The organism is Salibacter halophilus, assembly GCF_008806325.1.
In the GTDB taxonomy this organism is placed as follows: Bacteria; Bacteroidota; Bacteroidia; order Flavobacteriales_G; family Salibacteraceae; genus Salibacter; species Salibacter halophilus.
In genome coordinates this window covers 210,188-226,994 of record NZ_WACR01000001.1, presented here as the reverse complement: position 1 = coordinate 226,994, position 16,807 = coordinate 210,188, and the positions used below count along the sequence as shown (strand labels likewise).

The following is a 16,807-nucleotide window of genomic DNA, read 5'->3' as shown; positions in this document are numbered from 1 at the left end:
ATTTTATGAGTATGTACGTTGTAAAAAGAGATGGCAGAAAAGAGTCTGTAAAATTCGATAAGATACAGGCCAGAGTAAAAAAGCTTTGTTACGGATTGGCTCCAGTTGTTGATCCTGTTCAAATCGCAATGCGAGTAATCGAAGGTCTATATGATGGTGTTACCACACGTGTCTTAGACGATTTGGCGGCTGAGGTTACAGCTTCAATGGTTACAAAGCACCCTGATTTTGCAGTTTTGGCTGCACGAATAGCTGTATCTAACCTTCATAAAGGAACAAAAAAATCGTTTTCTGAAACGATGACTGATCTTTATGAGTTTGTTGATCCTAAGACGAATAAAAAAGCTCCTATGATTGCTGATGATGTTTACAAAGTGATCATGGATAATAAGGAGCAGTTAGATAGCAGTATTATTTACGACCGCGATTTTCAATATGACTTTTTCGGATTCAAGACCCTTGAGCGAGCATATTTGCTCAAAATTGAAGACGAAATTGTAGAGCGGCCGCAGCATATGCTCATGAGGGTAGCAGTTGGTATTCATAAGGATGATATCGACTCAGCTATAAAAACGTACAACCTCATGAGTGAGAAGTGGTTTACTCATGCCACACCAACTCTTTTCAATGCCGGAACACCAAAACCTCAAATGTCTTCTTGTTTCCTTTTGACGATGAAAGAAGACAGTATTGATGGTATTTACGACACACTCAAGCAATGTGCTAAGATTTCACAAAGTGCAGGAGGTATTGGTTTAGCTGCTCATAATATTCGTGCTACCGGCTCTTACATTCGCGGAACAAATGGAACTTCTAACGGAATTGTTCCAATGTTGCGAGTATTCAATGACACTGCTCGCTATGTAGATCAGGGTGGTGGAAAGCGCAAAGGTTCATTTGCAATTTATTTAGAGCCATGGCATGCTGATATTTTTGACTTCCTGGATTTGAAAAAGAATCACGGTAAAGAAGAGCAGCGCGCAAGAGACCTTTTCTATTCTTTATGGGTTCCTGATTTATTCATGAAACGCGTTGAAGAAAACGGAGAATGGACCTTGATGTGTCCTAATGAATGTCCCGGTTTAAGTGATACTCATGGTGAAGAGTTTGAGAAACTGTATCTCAAGTATGAGAAAGAGGGTAAAGGGCGCAAAACAATTAAGGCCCAGGAACTTTGGTTTAAAGTGCTAGAATCTCAAATTGAGACAGGAACGCCTTACATGCTTTACAAGGACGCAGCTAATGGAAAGAGTAATCAACAAAACCTTGGTACAATTAAGTCTTCCAACCTTTGTACAGAGATTATTGAGTACACTTCTCCTGATGAAGTTGCGGTTTGTAACCTGGCATCAATAGCTCTTCCAAAATTCATAAACGAAGATGGAGAGTTTGATCATGATAAGCTGTTTGAAGTAACTTACGAGGTTACGTTGAATCTCAATAAGATAATCGATGGAAATTACTATCCTGTAAAAGAAGCTAAGAATTCTAATATGCGTCACAGACCAATTGGAATTGGTGTTCAGGGATTGGCAGATGCATTTATTCAGTTACGTTATCCATTTGATTCGGAAAAAGCGCGTCAGTTGAATAAAGAAGTTTTTGAAACGCTTTACTACGCGTCAATGACAGCTTCAAAAGATTTAGCTAAAGAAGAAGGCGCATATGAAACTTTTGAAGGATCGCCATTGAGTGAAGGTAAATTCCAACATGATCTTTGGGGCGTTGAACCTACAGATCGCTGGGAATGGGATGTGCTTCGTGAGGAAGTTATGAAGCATGGAGCGAGAAATAGTCTTCTCTTAGCTCCTATGCCAACAGCTTCTACCAGTCAGATCCTCGGAAATAACGAATGTTTTGAGCCATACACTTCTAACATTTACACACGTAGAACATTGTCTGGTGAGTTCATCGTTATCAATAAACACTTGTTGCGCGATTTGGTAAAGCTAGATCTGTGGGATGAAGAAATGAAAAACAGATTGATTGCTGCTAACGGATCGATTCAAAATATTCCGGATATTCCAGATAACCTTAAAGAGCTTTACAAAACAGCCTGGGAGATCAGTCAAAAGTCAATTCTTGAAATGGCTGCTGATCGTGGGGCATTCATTTGCCAGTCTCAATCGCTCAATGTGTTTATGGAGAATGCCAACTTTGCTAAACTCACTTCAATGCATTTCTACGGCTGGAAAAAAGGCCTTAAAACAGGAATGTACTATTTGAGAACTAAGGCAGCACGTGATGCAATTAAGTTTACTGTCGACAAAACAGCTCTCAAGGCTGAAGATCAAAACGGTAAAGGAGAGGCAGAACAAGTGCAAAGTGAACAGCAAGCAAACTCATGATTAGTTAAGCATTAATGTTCATGCTGTTAAAGCGTGGTTCTTCAGGGAGCCGCGCTTTTTTTTATACCAAAAAAAGACCCTTTGAAATATCAAAGAGTCTGTAACCAAATAAAAGGGAATATGTAATTGATTAATTTTCTTCGTTCTTTTTCTTGAGATCGTATGCCTTTTTACCACCGAAAATTACTCCTCCTGCTATTAAGAGAGATGAAATACCATCAATAGGAACATCTGGATCTCCAAAATCATTTGGAGCTGGTGCTTGCGGTTGACCAAATGCAATCCCCAAAGCCATCACGAGTATCGTTGATATAAACCACTTTTTCATACCAACAAAATTAGTAAAAGTTTTCAACAACAAACGCTTAATGACAAAAAATTGCGCTTTATACCGATATTTTGCGTTTCACGCTCCAGGCTTGAGGCTTGTCGGAAAAGTGTATTTTCGTGTTTTTCCAGATGGTTTTGAATAAGTTAGACTCTCTGTATTGGTTTAGGTGATCTACAGATTGCCAATAGCTATAAGTGAAGAAAGTATTTTCGTTGTCGACATCATTTAGTAGTTCTAGATGTTCACAACCATCTACAGCTCTTATTTTTTCTTTATTCGCATTGAAGTTTTCGAGAAAGGTATCAATACGGTCTTCCTTAAATGTCATTTTGACAATTCTAATGATCATAGAACTCTATACTTACGGTTTCGTTGAGTTTTAAACCTAATAAACGTGTGGCTGAACCGGCATTAATACAGATTTCTAAAAAACCTGAACTACCAAAGAGAGCCAGAATATCTCCTTCAAGTACATCTTCGTAAGATCTGGAGATTTCATTTACCTCAAATCGTGGATTCCTGAATGAGATTTTGAACTTTCGGTTCTGACCAACACGATTGAATAACTGCTGATTGATATTAGTGATGAGGTTTCCGTAGGAATCGATGTACTGGAAATTCCCCCTGATATAGTCCTGATCGATAACAGGTTGAAATGCTACGGCTTGAGATAACTCAGGAACAGGGTTGCCAAGCATTTCAATGGTTCCGCCTCTAGCCAAGTGTGTAGCGGCTTTCACAAAGACTTCTTTTGTGGGGAATGCTGATACTTCTGTTTCTTTATTAATCTGTAGCTTGATAATCTTATCGGGCTTGTCATCAAAGATTAGCGAAAACATTCCATTATCACATCCCAGGAAAAAATGGCCTCTGTACAAAATAGCAACGTGTGGGTTGTTTTCACTTTCAAATGATCGCACGCCAATTATATGGATACTGCCTTCAGGAAAATCATTGAATACATTTCGAACGACAAAGGCCGATTCAGGGACATTGTATTTTTTAATTTCGTGCGTTACGTCAACAATTCTGGCGTTTGGTAATTCTTTTAATATGCTGCCTTTAATTGCAGCAACATAATAGTCCTTTAAGCCGAGATCTGTTGTAAGTGTAATTATATGCATGACGCGTTTTAGGATCGAGCGAAATCAATAATTTTGCCTCCACGAAATTAGCAAAATAGTACGGTAAAACTTTTATAAATTAAATCCTTTGCAAGAAACAGTCATCCAGTTTGAAACGAGTAATCCGGTAGAGATTTTTGGTGTCAACAACGCCAATATCCAACTCATAAAATCCTTTTTTCCCAAGTTGAAGATTCATGCTCGCGGTACTGAAATTACAGCCAGGGGCAGCAAAAAGGAGCTAGAAGAGTTCAATGAAAAAATGAAACTCTTGCTCAAGCACTACAATCGATACAACTCTTTGAGTCCGCAAAATATTGAGTTGTTGTTAGGTGAAGAAGGTGAAATGAAAGCCAAAGAAGCATCGGAGTCAAACGATATTTTAGTTCATGGCACGAGCGGAAATATCATCAAGGCCCGAACAATTAATCAAAAGAGAATTGTTGCTTCATCTGATAAAAATGATCTCGTTTTTGCAATTGGTCCTGCAGGTACGGGAAAAACGTATACTGCGGTTGCGCTTGCTGTCAAGGCATTAAAAAACAAAGAAGTCAGACGTATTATTTTAACCAGACCGGCAGTTGAAGCTGGGGAACACCTTGGGTTTTTACCGGGAGATTTAAAAGAAAAACTGGATCCGTATCTTTTACCTCTCTATGATGCGCTTCGTGATATGATACCGAGTGACAGGCTCGATATGTTTGTGGATAAGGGAGTGATTGAAATTGCTCCGTTGGCATTTATGCGTGGGAGAACGCTCGATCATGCTTTCGTGATTCTCGATGAAGCTCAAAATGCTACCGAAAATCAAATGAAAATGTTCCTCACGAGAATGGGAGCAAATGCCAAGTTTATCATTACCGGAGATGAATCGCAGGTAGATTTGCCGTACAATCAAAAAAGCGGACTAAAGCACGCTCTCCGCATTTTGAAAGATGTAAAAGGTATTGAAACCGTAAGGCTAGATGAACGTGACGTTATCCGTCACTCATTGGTGAAGCGAATAATTGATGCTTACGAATCACAATTTAAAGATCAGAACTCATGACAGGTATTCCAGAATTTAAGTTTAACGGTCAGATCCGTCATTACCGAGGTAAAGTACGCGATGTTTATTACCTCGAAAATGATTTATTGGTAATGGTTGTAAGCGATCGGATTAGTGCTTTTGATGTTGTACTTCCTAAACCGATACCTTACAAAGGGCAGGTTCTGAACCAATTGGCAGCTAAGTTTCTGGATCTGACAAGCGATATTATTCCAAACTGGAAATTGGGCACTCCTGATCCATCTGTTACAATTGGGAAATTGTGTGATCCTTTTCCGGTTGAAATGGTCATTCGAGGCTATTTGGCAGGTCATGCATGGCGAGTGTATCGTGACGGAAAACGTGAAATCTGTGGAGTTACTCTTCCCGATGGCCTCAAAGAAAATGACAAGCTTCCCGAGCCTATTATCACACCCACAACAAAAGCTCACGAGGGGCACGATGAAGATATTTCCAGAGAAGAAATTTTGGAAAAAGGACTTGTTTCTGAATCGGATTATCGCGAGTTAGAAAAAGCGACTCGTGCACTTTTTGAGCGTGGATCTGACCATGCACAAAAACAGGGGTTGATTTTAGTGGATACCAAGTATGAATTTGGTAAGGATAAAAATGGAACGATTACGTTAATCGATGAAATTCACACGCCAGATTCGTCTCGTTATTTTTATGCTGATGGCTACGAAGAACGCCAGCAAAAAGGGGAGTCACAAAAACAGTTGTCAAAAGAGTTTGTGCGTAAATGGTTGATCGATAACAACTTTCAGGGTAGGGATGGAGACAGAATGCCTGAGATGACTCCTGAATACATCGAATCAGTTAGTGAGCGCTACATCGAGCTCTTTGAAAAAGTGAGTGGAGATCAATTCAAACGAGCTGATAATGAAAATAGAAAGCAGCGAATTGAAAAGAATGTGAGAAAGTGGCTGGAGGAGAATAGTTGATTAAGCTGAAAGTTTATAGACACTAAGCCACAATGTCACAAAGTGGAGTTAATCTTCTTTAATTTTTTAACAGGTAGGTTAACCAGTGTGTAAATAGGAGTATAGCTTATTCTTTTACTATTAATGGTAATTTATTACTTTTATTAAATGAATTACCGCAACCTCTCAGAACAGGAAGAAACAATAGGCAGAGCAATCGTAAACGCATCTTTTACTGTTCATAAAAGTCTTGGCCCCGGACTTCTTGAAAAAGTCTATGAAGTTTGTTTGTCACACGAATTAAGGAAAAAGGGATTTGGAGTGAAACGCCAAGTATCTCTTCCAATTGTTTATGACGGAATTGAGTTTAAGGAAGGCCTCAAGTTAGATTTGCTAATAAATAATCTGGTGATTGTAGAGTTAAAAGCAGTTGAGATTGTGAATCCGGTTTGGGAATCACAAATTATTAGCCACTTAAAACTTACTGATTTGAACCTTGGTTACCTTATCAATTTTAATGTCCCTTTAATTAAGAACAGGATTAGAAGATATAGGAATTGAGTTTTTTCAAATATAACTACTTCGTGTCTTAGCGCCTTAGTGGCATCTTGATTTAACCCACCATTTGCTCGCTTAAGATCTCCAAATAACTGGCTGTTAACCTGTATTTGTCGTCTTGTTCAGGATTGTCGAGCAGGTATTCTTTCACTTTCACAATATTGCGCTTGAGAGGTTCATCTTCATCAGGGCGTTTCATGTTTTCCACGATAGTAACGGCTTCGAGCATTGACATGTAATCACTTTTGAGGGCGATATTTGTCAACTGATCGAGATGTTCATCAATGCTCAAACCTGCTTCCCAAATTGCCGATAGTAAAAATGAACGTTGGTAACTTTCAATATTTTGTTCAGCGGCATTGAGAATTGGCTTTACAGCATCTTGATCGTTTAATCCAAAAAATACTTTTTGCAATTCATCCTGAACTTCTTGATTTTGATTGTTGAGGAATAAATCGATCAGGAATGGGATAATAGAAGCATCACCGTGTTCTTTCACTTCTTTCAGAGCCGAAACTATAGCTTTGTTATCGTCACTCTGAAGCTTTTCAGTGATCTTTTTGAGTTTCTTTTGTCTGGACTTTTCCTGAGTTGCTGTGAGCTTTTTCATCTTAATCTTCCGCTGTGAATTTTTGCAAAACTACGAATCCTATTTGTAGTCAATTGAAATAATGATCATAATTAAAGAGATTATCAACGCCAATTCATTTAAGAAGTTTCTTCAAGTCATTTCTTTATCGTAATATAATATGCAATTTAGTATTGCGTTAGTTTCGATATGATTATGAAAAGACCTTTAGCTGTTCTACTTCTTTCACTTTTATTCAGTTGTTTTAATTCCTATAGCCAATCAACTAAACTTTCAGGAATTGTCATTGATAAAGACACGAGAGAAAGCATTCCATTCGTTCATTTTGCAAGTACCTCAAATCAAGGGATTGGATTTGTGTCCTCAGAGAACGGTTCTTATAAGTTTCAATTCAACATCGATAAAAGTGACACATTTTCAATAAGTGTAATTGGGTATAAAAGTCTCAAAGTTTCGGTTTCAGAACTGGTGAACACTGATACTGTCTACATGGAAAGCAAGCAACTTGAGTTAAATGAATTTGTAGTCAGCGCAAAACCAAGGACAGCTAAGGAGATATTCAAAGATGCAGTGAAGAAGTTTAATGATACAGAATACAATGATCAGAGCTTTATTGCTGGATATGAGGAATTGTTAATAAGTAATGATTTAAAAGATACCTCCTTCATGAAAGCCACTTGCGTAATCACTGGTTATTCACCAAAAGAAAAAGTTGGAATATTTAAGGAGTTTCAGGAAAGGGTAACAATATTAGCTGTGGATTCATTGAAAAACGGAGGTGATATAGGAGGAGTTAATTTACTTTTAATGATGACACGTTTTACAAAAGTTAATGAGATGTTATCTTTTTCCTTTTACAGGTGGCATGATTACGAAGTAACTGATACAATTTTAGATGAGGACAATCACGTTGTGTTTAAAATTATAGGGAGAGATAGAAATGAACATATATCACTGAGTGCTACTATTGATGTCACGACAAACAGTTTTTTAGAATTAACAGACTATTGGGGAGCTGGTGAACAAAGAAAGTCAATATTCTATCGAGTAGTTTTTAGTGACTACATTGATGTTGGTCTCCCAACTAAAATGGAAATGCAGCTTAATCGGGATTTTGGTCACAGGCCAGACGATAAAAAAATATATGATAAAGGGTGGTTTATAAAAACAACTTTAAACCTCTACAAAAAAGTCACAGCACCAATAGAGACTGAGAGCTGGGTGGAAGGATCAAAGTCAATGTTTGAAGGCGAAATAGACCTGGAGTTAAAAGAAAAAATGGGGTATTGAGAGCTTAACTTTAATCTACTATCAATAATTAACACCGTCATATGTCAAGATTATCAATCATCTTATTAGTCGGGTTTCTCTTGAGCTGCTTCAACACTTTTAGCCAGTCAACTAAATTTTCAGGAGTTGTCATTGACAAAGACACAAGAGAAAGCATTCCATTCGTTCATTTTGAGAGTGCTTCAAATCAAGGGATTGGATTTGTGTCCTCAGAGAACGGTTCTTATAAGTTTCAATTCAACCTCGATAAAAGTGACACATTTTCAATAAGTGTAATTGGGTATAAAAATCTCAAAGTTTCGGTTTCAGAACTGATGAACACTGACACTGTCTACATGGAAAGCAAGCAACTTGAGTTAAATGAATTTGTAGTCAGGGCAAAACCAAAAACGGCAAGAGAAATTTTTGAGGAAGCTTTAGAAAGTTTTAATCAGAAAGAATATAAAGATCATGATTTTATAGCAGGGTATGAAGAATTACTCGTGAGTAAAGATAAACAAGACACGTCTTTTATGCGAGCTAACTGTGTCATAACGGGATTCTCACCCAAAGAAAAGACAGGTCTTTTCAATGCTAAGTTCCATGAGAAGGTAGCTATATTGGATGTTGATTCATATAAACTTGATACTGATCACAAAATAATGAATCATTTACTGCACATGACTCAAGAAACTAAAATTAACGACATGTCATCATTTAGCCATGGACTAAACTTTATGGTTACAGATACAACAATCAATAAAGATGGTCATGTTGTATTTAAATTGAGTGGGAGATACAGTGATGGAACGCCATCTCTAGAAGCTATTATTGATGTTACTGACAAGAGGTTTTTACAATTAACAAACTTTTTGAAGTGCATGAAGGGAGGAACTGCTTATTACAGAGCAGTTTTTAGTGACTATCTTGATGTTGGGCTGCCTACAAGAGTTGAAATGTTTATATGCAGTGACAAGCCTGAGTTTTTAGAAAAAAAATATAAAGGTATGTCTGTAGGAGTATCACTTATACTTCACAAAAAAGTCACAACTCCAATAGAGACTGAGAGCTGGGTGGAGGGATCTAAATCAATGTTCGAAGGAGAAATAGATCTGGAACTCAAAGAAAAACTCGGCTATTAGATTTATTGCTTTAATTGAGTTGAGGTTTCAGATAGTTCAACTTTAGATTACACGTTAAACAAATAAACGATTAAACTATTAATCATAATTACGTGGTCCAAAAATCGAAGATCCAAGCCTTACCATATTACTTCCTTCCTCAACTGCTACTTCGTAATCATTGGTCATTCCCATTGAGAGGACTTCAAAGTGATCGTATTCCTTTTTCATCTTGTCGAAGAACGACTTCAATTCACCAAATTGACTTTTCAGGACTGATTTGTCATCTGTGTGTAAAGCCATTCCCATAGCACCCACAATCCTGATGTTTTGTAATTCTTTCATTGGTTCTGACCGTAAAAACTCAACAGCTTCATCGTAATCAAAACCAAATTTTGTCTCTTCACCGGAAATGTGAAGTTGAACCAGGCAATCGATTACCCGATCCTCATTTTTAGCTCGTTTATTGATCTCTTTTGCGAGTCGTAGACTGTCCAAAGAGTGGATGAGCTTTACAAATGGCGCGATGTATTTCACCTTGTTTCGCTGCAAATGACCGATGAAGTGCCATTCGATATCTTTTGGTAACTCCTCGTGTTTGCGTTCCATTTCACGTGCTTTGTTTTCACCAAAAACACGCTGACCAGCATCATAGGCTTGCATCAAATCTTCGTTTGGTTTCGTTTTAGAAACAGCTACTAAAGTCACATCATCAGGGAGTTCTGACTTGATCTTTTGAATATTCTCTGCAATGTTAGCCATAATTAGAATTTAAAATTCAAGAATGTCGTAGATCGTTAATCCGCTTCTCAACTTGGGCTCAACCCAGGTACTTTTGGGCGGCATAATCATGTTGTTGTCAGCCACATTTTTAAGCTGTTCAACCGTAACCGGATAAACTGCAAAACCCACATCGTAACTGCCGTTATTCACGTTTTGTTCAAGTCCTTCGAGACCTTCCAAATCCCCCATGAACTTCACACGTTTATCGGTTTTTTCATCTTCAACACCCAAAATAGGATTGAGTATCAATGATGAAAGTATTTGACAGTCTAATTGTTCAACAGGATGTTCCAGGTCAATGTTTTCTCGATGAGGCGTTAACCTGTACCATTCTCTGTTTACGTACATTCCAAACTCGTGGAGCTTATGCGGCTGGTACCGATTTTCACCGAGACTTTCTACTTCAAATGATTGCTTGATTTTAGTCAAAAACTCATCAATCGTTTGACCATTTAATGAAGAAACCAGTCGGTGGAAAGCTCTTATTTCCATTTGTTGATCACTGATCAAATAAGCCATAAAATAATCGCTTGGCTTTTTTTGTTCAGATCTAAGGTCGTCAGCCAATAAGGAAGATGAGGCAGAGCGGTGGTGGCCATCAGCAATGTAAACAGATTCTACATCGCTAAACTCTTGCTGTATGATTTCTATATCGTTTTGATCATCAATAACCCACAGTGTGTGAGTGTGTTTATCAGTAGTAGAAAACTCATACTCTGGCCGAGATTTTTTTACTCTTTCCAGCAACTCCTCAATTTTATCTTTTTTCGTGTAAGTCAGCAAGACAGGCTCAGCGTTGACACCTGTAGTTTTGAGGTAGTTTTTGAACATCTTTTCACGCTCAGGTAGCGTGTGCTCATGCTTTTTGATGTGTCCGGTTTTGTAATCCTCAACAGCAATTCCTGAAATAATTCCGGTAAAAACGTGATCGCCATATCGCTGCTCATAGACGTAAAATGCAGGATTTTCATCCTTTTTCAAAATACCTCTATAGCAAAAATCGAGATATTCTTCACGAACCTTTTCAAATTTCTCAACCCCATCTAACTCATTGGCAGCAGGCGGATGAATGATCTGCAAAAACGAAAACGGATTGTTTTCCAGCTTCTCAGCCATCTGCTCATTTGAATAAGAAATGTATGATCGCGTGGCAACTAAATGTGCCTTGTCGCGGCTTGGCCTCACGGCTCTGAAAGGGATTACATCTGCCATAGATCAGGTATTTGGCGGTCAAAATTAACATAATACATCAGCTTTAAAACTGATTGTAATAAAGTAATGGTCAGAACCGATACTTAGCGTTATTTTCAGAATATCTTTTCCAAAGAAAATACCATTTAAAAGGGTATATAGTTGTGCTTTGAGAAAATTTTCAAAGTAACAAACTGATTATTAAATCTTTTTGCATCAAGTAGAATCGACAACAACTATTTAATAATGTAGAAATCGTCAATCTTTTTTCTTGATAAAAAAGACAGAAAAAATCAAGTCTCATCAGAGGCGATTTTTCTACGCGTCCGCTGCGAAAACCGTAGTCGGATTTTGTGCTCCGCGCTTTGTTCCTTGCTGTACTAGCTTTGTATAGTGTATTGATGAACTTTGTGTGGAGATTATCTTTTTGGTTATTGTCTGGTTGTATTCCGCTTCGGAACGCGACTACGCACATCCGCTACATATCGCTGACTGATGAGACGTTTCCTACGAATTACTATTCTGGTAAATTGTAAAGTAAAGCATCGCTTGTTTTTTGGGATTAAACCAAAATGCAGATATAAATGAGCAGAGCGTAGCTAATTTTTTAACCGAAAAATTGTGTCAAACCTGAAATTTTAACCGAAATACCACTTGCCAAAATCATCTAAATACTACCTGTTTTAGCTTGAGTTTTCGATATTTGCCCATCCAAAACGAAATGAGCATGAGCAAAGCAGGCATTCCAAAAGGAACCCGTGATTTTGGCCCGGTTGAAATGGGGCGTAGGAATTACATTTTTGATCAGATAAAAGAAGTGTTCAGGCTACACGGATTTTCACAAATTGAAACTCCTGCTATGGAACGGACTGATGTCCTTCTCGGTAAATACGGAGAAGAGGGAGATAGGTTGATTTTCAAAATCATGCCGCGCGGCAGAAAGCTCAATCAGTTGAAAACTGAACTCGAAAAAGATCAAACTGCTGAGGTTGCAGCTAATAAAACTGCTGAGGAAGCGCTCCGCTATGATCTCACAGTTCCATTCGCCCGCTTTGTTGTTCAGCACCAGAACGATATTAGTTTTCCATTCAAGCGATACCAAATTCAGCCCGTTTGGCGAGCTGATAAGCCACAAAAAGGAAGATACCGCGAGTTTTATCAGTGTGATGTCGATTGTATTGGATCTGATTCGTTACTCAACGAAATTGAGCTAATCAACATCATGCAGGAGGTATATGAACGACTTAATCTGCCAGATGTAACCATCAAACTCAACAACCGCAAAATTCTAGCTGGTATTGCCGAAGCAATTGGCGAAAAAGACAATATGATGGAAATTACCATCGCGTTGGATAAACTCGACAAAATGCCTGTTGAGAAAGTCAATGAGGAATTGAAGAACAGAGGAATCAGCGAAGAAGCAATTGAAAAATTGCAGCCAATTATGAATCTGTCCGGTTCTAACGAGCAGAAGATGGATACCATTGCTGATGTTCTCGCTGATAGTGAAATCGGGCAAAAGGGAGTTGAGGAAATGACCTTTATGCTGGGGCAAGCAGATGCTATGGGATACAAGAATATCGACTTTGAAGTAACGCTCGCTCGCGGACTCAATTATTACACGGGTGCCATTTTTGAAGTTACACATCCTGATTTTCCATCGAGTATCACAGGTGGTGGTCGCTACGATGATCTCACCGGAGTTTTTGGAGCGAAGGAAAAACTATCGGGAGTTGGAATTTCATTTGGCGCAGATCGCATTTACGATTTGATGCTCCAAAAAGAGTTATTCCCCGAATCAGTTGAAAACGTTACCGATATCCTCTTTGTCAACTTTGGAGATAACGAAGCTGCTCAGGTATTGAAATGGATGAAACAACTGCGTGAAGCGGGAATCAAAACCGAGCTCTATCCTGATACAGCCAAGATGAAAAAGCAGATGAAATTCGCCAATGATAAGAATGTACGTTTCGTTGGAATGGTTGGAGAGGATGAACTAAACAAACAGGAAATTACACTTAAAAACATGAAAACAGGCGAGCAGGAATCACTCACTGTTGAAGCAATATGTGAAAAATTAGGAAAGTAATGAAGAAGGAAGTCCATCATATAAAACCAGAAGATTTATCAATTGAAGATGTTGCTGACATCGTCAACAAGGGCAAAAAGCTCTCACTGTCAGAACCGGCAAAAAACAAAGTGATCAAGTGCCGCGAGTATCTCGACAATAGGATGGAGCAACAAAAGACTCCAATTTACGGGATCAACACCGGATTTGGATCGCTTTGCAATACAGAAATCGGGAAAGCTGATTTGGAACAACTTCAGGAAAACCTAGTAAAATCGCACGCTTGTGGAACCGGAGATGAGGTGCCTCAGCACATCGTAAAATTGATGTTGTTGCTCAAAGTTCAGGGGCTTTCATATGGTCATTCCGGAGTACAACTCGACACTGTTGAGCGACTCATTACTTTTTACAATGAAGATATTTTACCGGTCGTTTACGAACAGGGTTCTTTAGGTGCCAGTGGTGATCTGGCTCCATTGGCTCATTTGAGTTTGCCTATTCTAGGACTTGGAGAAGTTTATCACAACGGAGAAAAAAAGCCGGCTGCTGAGGTTCTGACCGAGATGAATCTCGATCCAATAAAGTTGAGGAGTAAGGAAGGTCTTGCACTGCTCAACGGAACGCAGTTCATGAGTGCTTATGCGACACACATTTTACTTGAATGGAACCGACTCAAGCCACTTTCAGAACGTATTACAGCATTGTCGCTTGATGCGTATGACGGTAGAATTGAGCCATTTGGAGATTTGCCACACATTGCGAGAAAGCAACCGGGTCAATTGAAAGTTGCGCAATCGGTTCGTGAAATTTTAGATGGAAGCGAGCTGGTGAAGCGCCATAAAGAGCACGTTCAGGATCCTTACTCATTCCGCTGTGTGCCTCAGGTTCACGGTGCTTCATACGATGCGCTCGATCATGTTCAAAGGATTGTGGAAAATGAAATCAGCTCGGTAACTGATAATCCAACTGTTTTCCCCGATGCTGATGAAGTGATTTCAGCGGGGAACTTCCATGGTCAGCCCATGGCAATAAACCTCGACTACGCGTCAATTACACTTGCAGAATTAGGAAGTATATCAGAACGGAGAGTTTACAAGCTAGTGAGCGGAACTCGTGGATTGCCCGAGTTTTTGGTTGCCAATCCAGGTTTGAATTCCGGGTTTATGATTCCGCAGTATACTGCAGCGAGTATTGTGAGTCAGAATAAACAACTATGTACACCATCGAGTATTGATACAATTGACTCGAGTAACGGTCAGGAAGATCACGTGAGCATGGGGGCTAATGGTGCCACAAAAGCACTTCGCGTTTTAAATAATTACAAGAAAATCATAGCGATTGAGTTGTTTAATGCTGCTCAGGCTATGGAATTTAGAAGACCTTTTAAGTCGTCTTCAAGGGTAGAGGAGCTTTTTGAAAGTTACAGAAAAGAAGTCCCTAAAGTTGAAGATGACGCTGAATTGCACGTGCTTATTAAAAAGTCAATCGACTTTGTTGAAAGCTATTCAGCTTAACGGATGAAAACTTTTCTCCTGTAAAACTTATCGGAATCACGAAAGCGGGCTGTAAAGATGTACAGTCCGTTTTTTAGTTGATCTGTTCTTATCGCTTTTGCTCCATTCGTTGAGCCAACAATCTGTCCGTTTAGATTATAAATTCTCAATTCTGAAACTCGAGCATTTTGTAAAATGATTTGTGACCTGGTTTGAATGAATTTCACATTTCCAGGTAAAACAAAATTATTGTAAAGGTAGACTTTGGTAGAATCACAAATCTCGTTGTTTGATGTTACCGTATCATTTTGGAAGTTGAAAGAAACACAAATGGTAAGACTATCACTAGGGCTCAGGCTAAATGGTGGAGAGAACAGTTCAATGCTGTCTCCTGTATAAAAAGTAGTATCTAAAGTGAAGTTTGCCGGAATCGTATCAGTATTAACAGACCACTGAAATGTGAGTTGCGTACCAGTTTGTACGCTGTCTGGCCCATTATTTTTGAGTTTTGCAGAGAATGAAACTGTCGAGTTTTCTTCGATGCTATCAGGTACAGTTATTTCGGTCAGATCCAAATCTGAGTTTTGAGTTAATCCGGCTCTGACCGTGAATAAAAACAGAAGAGTTATAATAGTCTTGTTCATAGCAATAAAAAAGGCTACCCGCGAAGGTAGCCTCTAAATTAATATCTATCAAATCAAAGTGAATTACTTCACAAAACGAACTGTTTCGTCAGCAACTTTCACGATGTAAAGACCATCATTGAGTTCGTTGATGTTCACTCTTGAAGTAGAATTCGCTGTAAGGTTAACTCTTGAAGATTTCACGAGTTGACCGGCAACATTGTAAATGAAAAGGTCCTGGTTACCTGGGTTTAGGTTTCCATTAACTTCTACATTCAACATGTTTTGTGAACGGTAAACTTTGATGTTTCCTTCGTCAATGCTGTTAATACCAGTAACTGTTTTGTCACCAACAATTGTTTTCGATTCTGATACAACATATGTACCTGCAGACCATGTCATGATTGAATCATTAAGAAGTACAGTGTGATCAACTGTTGCGTCAGCAAATGAATACGTAGTGTCATTAGCTGGTCCAACGAAAGTACTCCCGTTATCAAGTGACCAAAATGCATTCTTAGAGATTCCAGTCATCAAGTGTGGATCTGCAATGTTTTTGAAGTTTCCTTCAGCTGTAAACGATACAGATTCATTATCAGTTGTGATCGTGTCTTTATCTGTTGTAATACTGTTGGTAGCTTCGTAAGAAACAAACGGACGAATATGTTGAACATATCCTAGTGTATTCAGATTATTTCCACCTGTAAAACCAGCAAGTGAAATAGAATCACCACTGACAGCTGCTGCTCCATTTTGTCCAGTAATCATTCTTAAAGTATCACTAACATTTGAGTCCAATGTCATTTGTAAGTAGAAACCGTTAGCAGAACTATAAGAGTTGTCAAAAACAACATCATTAGCAAAGTCCCCAACATTTGTAGTTGTAACCGGATCAATGCTTACTGATTTAGTCTCGAGTACAGTGTTAGATGGAAGACCATTAGCTGCAGTTTCTACTAAAGAAACGTCAACACTTACAGGCGATCCATCAGAGTTACCTGAAGCTAAGTGCATTCTAGCTCCTTCGATGTCAACAGAAACATTCGAAGGGGTTTGAATTCTGTGATACCAGGTATATATATTACTAGAATTGATCGTCAAAATAATATATGTAGTATCTGGGTTAAACAGTTGATTCACAAATGTTGCATAAAAGTTTGTGTCTTTAACTGTAGAATTCCCACGTTCTACATTAACCTGATTGTTATCAGATTTGTCTGGGTTTGGAAGTATACCAACCTCAGTTTGTGCATTAACACTAGTAGCAAGAATAAATGCTGATGCAAATACTCCAGCGATTTTAAGTAATTGTTTTTTCATAACTATTTGTTTTTCGATTTT

The 16,807-nt window shown here is 38.6% G+C and carries 16 protein-coding genes; 8 read left to right on the top strand and 8 right to left on the bottom strand.

The genetic code is table 11. From position 1 onward, the window contains the following. Window positions 1-11 precede the first annotated feature (11 nt). Window positions 12-2,348, top strand: a complete 2,337-nt coding sequence (locus F3059_RS01080; protein ID WP_151166081.1) for a ribonucleoside-diphosphate reductase subunit alpha — start codon at window positions 12-14, stop codon at window positions 2,346-2,348. Window positions 2,349-2,478: 130 nt separating this feature from the next. Here F3059_RS01080 and F3059_RS01075 read toward each other — a convergent pair whose 3' ends face one another. From F3059_RS01075 to F3059_RS01065, 3 genes are read right to left on the bottom strand one after another with little or no spacing between them, the layout of a single operon-like run. Beyond that, a complete protein-coding gene (locus tag F3059_RS01075) occupies window positions 2,479-2,676 on the bottom strand; it encodes a PID-CTERM protein-sorting domain-containing protein (RefSeq protein WP_151166080.1) in 198 nt (65 codons plus the stop codon). A 58-nt stretch (window positions 2,677-2,734) separates the two neighbouring features. After that, entirely contained in the window at window positions 2,735-3,007 is a 273-nt protein-coding gene (locus F3059_RS01070; protein ID WP_317132335.1) for a putative quinol monooxygenase, read from the bottom strand. A gap of 10 nt (window positions 3,008-3,017) precedes the next feature. Then, window positions 3,018-3,803 (bottom strand): SAM hydrolase/SAM-dependent halogenase family protein, encoded by a 786-nt coding sequence (locus F3059_RS01065; RefSeq protein ID WP_151166078.1) that lies wholly within the window; start codon window positions 3,801-3,803, stop codon window positions 3,018-3,020. 88 nt (window positions 3,804-3,891) lie between these two features. Between F3059_RS01065 and F3059_RS01060 the strand changes: the two genes are divergently transcribed. The 3 genes from F3059_RS01060 (at window position 3,892) to F3059_RS01050 (ending at window position 6,332) form a co-directional block, all read left to right on the top strand. Further along, window positions 3,892-4,851: a PhoH family protein gene (locus tag F3059_RS01060; RefSeq protein WP_151166077.1), complete on the top strand. Its 960-nt coding sequence runs from the start codon at window positions 3,892-3,894 to the stop codon at window positions 4,849-4,851. Further along, window positions 4,848-5,792, top strand: coding sequence for a phosphoribosylaminoimidazolesuccinocarboxamide synthase (locus tag F3059_RS01055; RefSeq protein WP_151166076.1), 945 nt, complete (start codon window positions 4,848-4,850; stop codon window positions 5,790-5,792). Before F3059_RS01060 ends, F3059_RS01055 begins: the two co-directional genes overlap by 4 nt. Before the next feature lie 147 nt (window positions 5,793-5,939). Continuing rightward, window positions 5,940-6,332: a GxxExxY protein gene (locus tag F3059_RS01050; protein ID WP_151166075.1), complete on the top strand. Its 393-nt coding sequence runs from the start codon at window positions 5,940-5,942 to the stop codon at window positions 6,330-6,332. Window positions 6,333-6,384: 52 nt separating this feature from the next. Here the strand turns inward: F3059_RS01050 and F3059_RS01045 are convergent, their stop codons facing one another. Further along, entirely contained in the window at window positions 6,385-6,939 is a 555-nt protein-coding gene (locus tag F3059_RS01045) for a hypothetical protein (protein ID WP_151166074.1), read from the bottom strand. 174 nt (window positions 6,940-7,113) lie between these two features. Between F3059_RS01045 and F3059_RS01040 the strand changes: the two genes are divergently transcribed. Both F3059_RS01040 and F3059_RS01035 read left to right on the top strand, forming a co-directional pair. Then, on the top strand, window positions 7,114-8,208 hold the full coding sequence (locus F3059_RS01040) for a carboxypeptidase-like regulatory domain-containing protein (RefSeq protein WP_170264967.1): 1,095 nt from the start codon (window positions 7,114-7,116) through the stop codon (window positions 8,206-8,208). 41 nt (window positions 8,209-8,249) lie between these two features. Beyond that, window positions 8,250-9,329 (top strand): carboxypeptidase-like regulatory domain-containing protein, encoded by a 1,080-nt coding sequence (locus F3059_RS01035; RefSeq protein ID WP_151166072.1) that lies wholly within the window; start codon window positions 8,250-8,252, stop codon window positions 9,327-9,329. A gap of 78 nt (window positions 9,330-9,407) precedes the next feature. Here F3059_RS01035 and F3059_RS01030 read toward each other — a convergent pair whose 3' ends face one another. Both F3059_RS01030 and F3059_RS01025 read right to left on the bottom strand, forming a co-directional pair. Then, window positions 9,408-10,070: a YggS family pyridoxal phosphate-dependent enzyme gene (locus tag F3059_RS01030; protein WP_151166071.1), complete on the bottom strand. Its 663-nt coding sequence runs from the start codon at window positions 10,068-10,070 to the stop codon at window positions 9,408-9,410. A 9-nt stretch (window positions 10,071-10,079) separates the two neighbouring features. Beyond that, entirely contained in the window at window positions 10,080-11,303 is a 1,224-nt protein-coding gene (locus F3059_RS01025) for a DUF1015 domain-containing protein (protein WP_151166070.1), read from the bottom strand. A 706-nt stretch (window positions 11,304-12,009) separates the two neighbouring features. Here F3059_RS01025 and hisS point away from each other — a divergent pair. Both hisS and hutH read left to right on the top strand, forming a co-directional pair. After that, complete coding sequence (gene hisS, locus F3059_RS01020) at window positions 12,010-13,371, top strand: histidine--tRNA ligase (protein ID WP_151166069.1); 1,362 nt, start codon at window positions 12,010-12,012, stop codon at window positions 13,369-13,371. Beyond that, the gene (hutH, locus tag F3059_RS01015; protein WP_151166068.1) at window positions 13,371-14,864 is read left to right on the top strand and encodes a histidine ammonia-lyase; all 1,494 of its coding nucleotides are present in this window, start codon (window positions 13,371-13,373) and stop codon (window positions 14,862-14,864) included. Before hisS ends, hutH begins: the two co-directional genes overlap by 1 nt. On the opposite strand, the gene F3059_RS01010 is transcribed toward hutH, so the two are convergent. Beyond that, the gene (locus F3059_RS01010) at window positions 14,861-15,487 is read right to left on the bottom strand and encodes a T9SS type A sorting domain-containing protein (RefSeq protein ID WP_151166067.1); all 627 of its coding nucleotides are present in this window, start codon (window positions 15,485-15,487) and stop codon (window positions 14,861-14,863) included. The genes hutH and F3059_RS01010 overlap by 4 nt on opposite strands. 63 nt (window positions 15,488-15,550) lie before the next feature. Next, window positions 15,551-16,786 (bottom strand): T9SS type A sorting domain-containing protein, encoded by a 1,236-nt coding sequence (locus F3059_RS01005; RefSeq protein ID WP_151166066.1) that lies wholly within the window; start codon window positions 16,784-16,786, stop codon window positions 15,551-15,553. Between the last annotated feature and the right edge of the window lie 21 nt (window positions 16,787-16,807).

What these genes read in the sequence shown, in the direction of transcription:
- F3059_RS01040 (WP_170264967.1), top strand. Translation starts at nt 7,114, where the DNA reads ATGAAAAGACCTTTAGCTGTTCTACTTCTTTCACTTTTATTCAGTTGT.
- F3059_RS01055 (WP_151166076.1), top strand. Translation starts at nt 4,848, where the DNA reads ATGACAGGTATTCCAGAATTTAAGTTTAACGGTCAGATCCGTCATTAC.
- F3059_RS01010 (WP_151166067.1), bottom strand. Translation starts at nt 15,487, where the DNA reads ATGAACAAGACTATTATAACTCTTCTGTTTTTATTCACGGTCAGAGCC.
- hisS (WP_151166069.1), top strand. Translation starts at nt 12,010, where the DNA reads ATGAGCAAAGCAGGCATTCCAAAAGGAACCCGTGATTTTGGCCCGGTT.
- F3059_RS01045 (WP_151166074.1), bottom strand. Translation starts at nt 6,939, where the DNA reads ATGAAAAAGCTCACAGCAACTCAGGAAAAGTCCAGACAAAAGAAACTC.
- F3059_RS01070 (WP_317132335.1), bottom strand. Translation starts at nt 3,007, where the DNA reads ATGACATTTAAGGAAGACCGTATTGATACCTTTCTCGAAAACTTCAAT.
- F3059_RS01035 (WP_151166072.1), top strand. Translation starts at nt 8,250, where the DNA reads ATGTCAAGATTATCAATCATCTTATTAGTCGGGTTTCTCTTGAGCTGC.
- F3059_RS01065 (WP_151166078.1), bottom strand. Translation starts at nt 3,803, where the DNA reads ATGCATATAATTACACTTACAACAGATCTCGGCTTAAAGGACTATTAT.
- F3059_RS01005 (WP_151166066.1), bottom strand. Translation starts at nt 16,786, where the DNA reads ATGAAAAAACAATTACTTAAAATCGCTGGAGTATTTGCATCAGCATTT.
- F3059_RS01050 (WP_151166075.1), top strand. Translation starts at nt 5,940, where the DNA reads ATGAATTACCGCAACCTCTCAGAACAGGAAGAAACAATAGGCAGAGCA.
- F3059_RS01080 (WP_151166081.1), top strand. Translation starts at nt 12, where the DNA reads ATGTACGTTGTAAAAAGAGATGGCAGAAAAGAGTCTGTAAAATTCGAT.
- F3059_RS01025 (WP_151166070.1), bottom strand. Translation starts at nt 11,303, where the DNA reads ATGGCAGATGTAATCCCTTTCAGAGCCGTGAGGCCAAGCCGCGACAAG.
- hutH (WP_151166068.1), top strand. Translation starts at nt 13,371, where the DNA reads ATGAAGAAGGAAGTCCATCATATAAAACCAGAAGATTTATCAATTGAA.
- F3059_RS01075 (WP_151166080.1), bottom strand. Translation starts at nt 2,676, where the DNA reads ATGAAAAAGTGGTTTATATCAACGATACTCGTGATGGCTTTGGGGATT.
- F3059_RS01030 (WP_151166071.1), bottom strand. Translation starts at nt 10,070, where the DNA reads ATGGCTAACATTGCAGAGAATATTCAAAAGATCAAGTCAGAACTCCCT.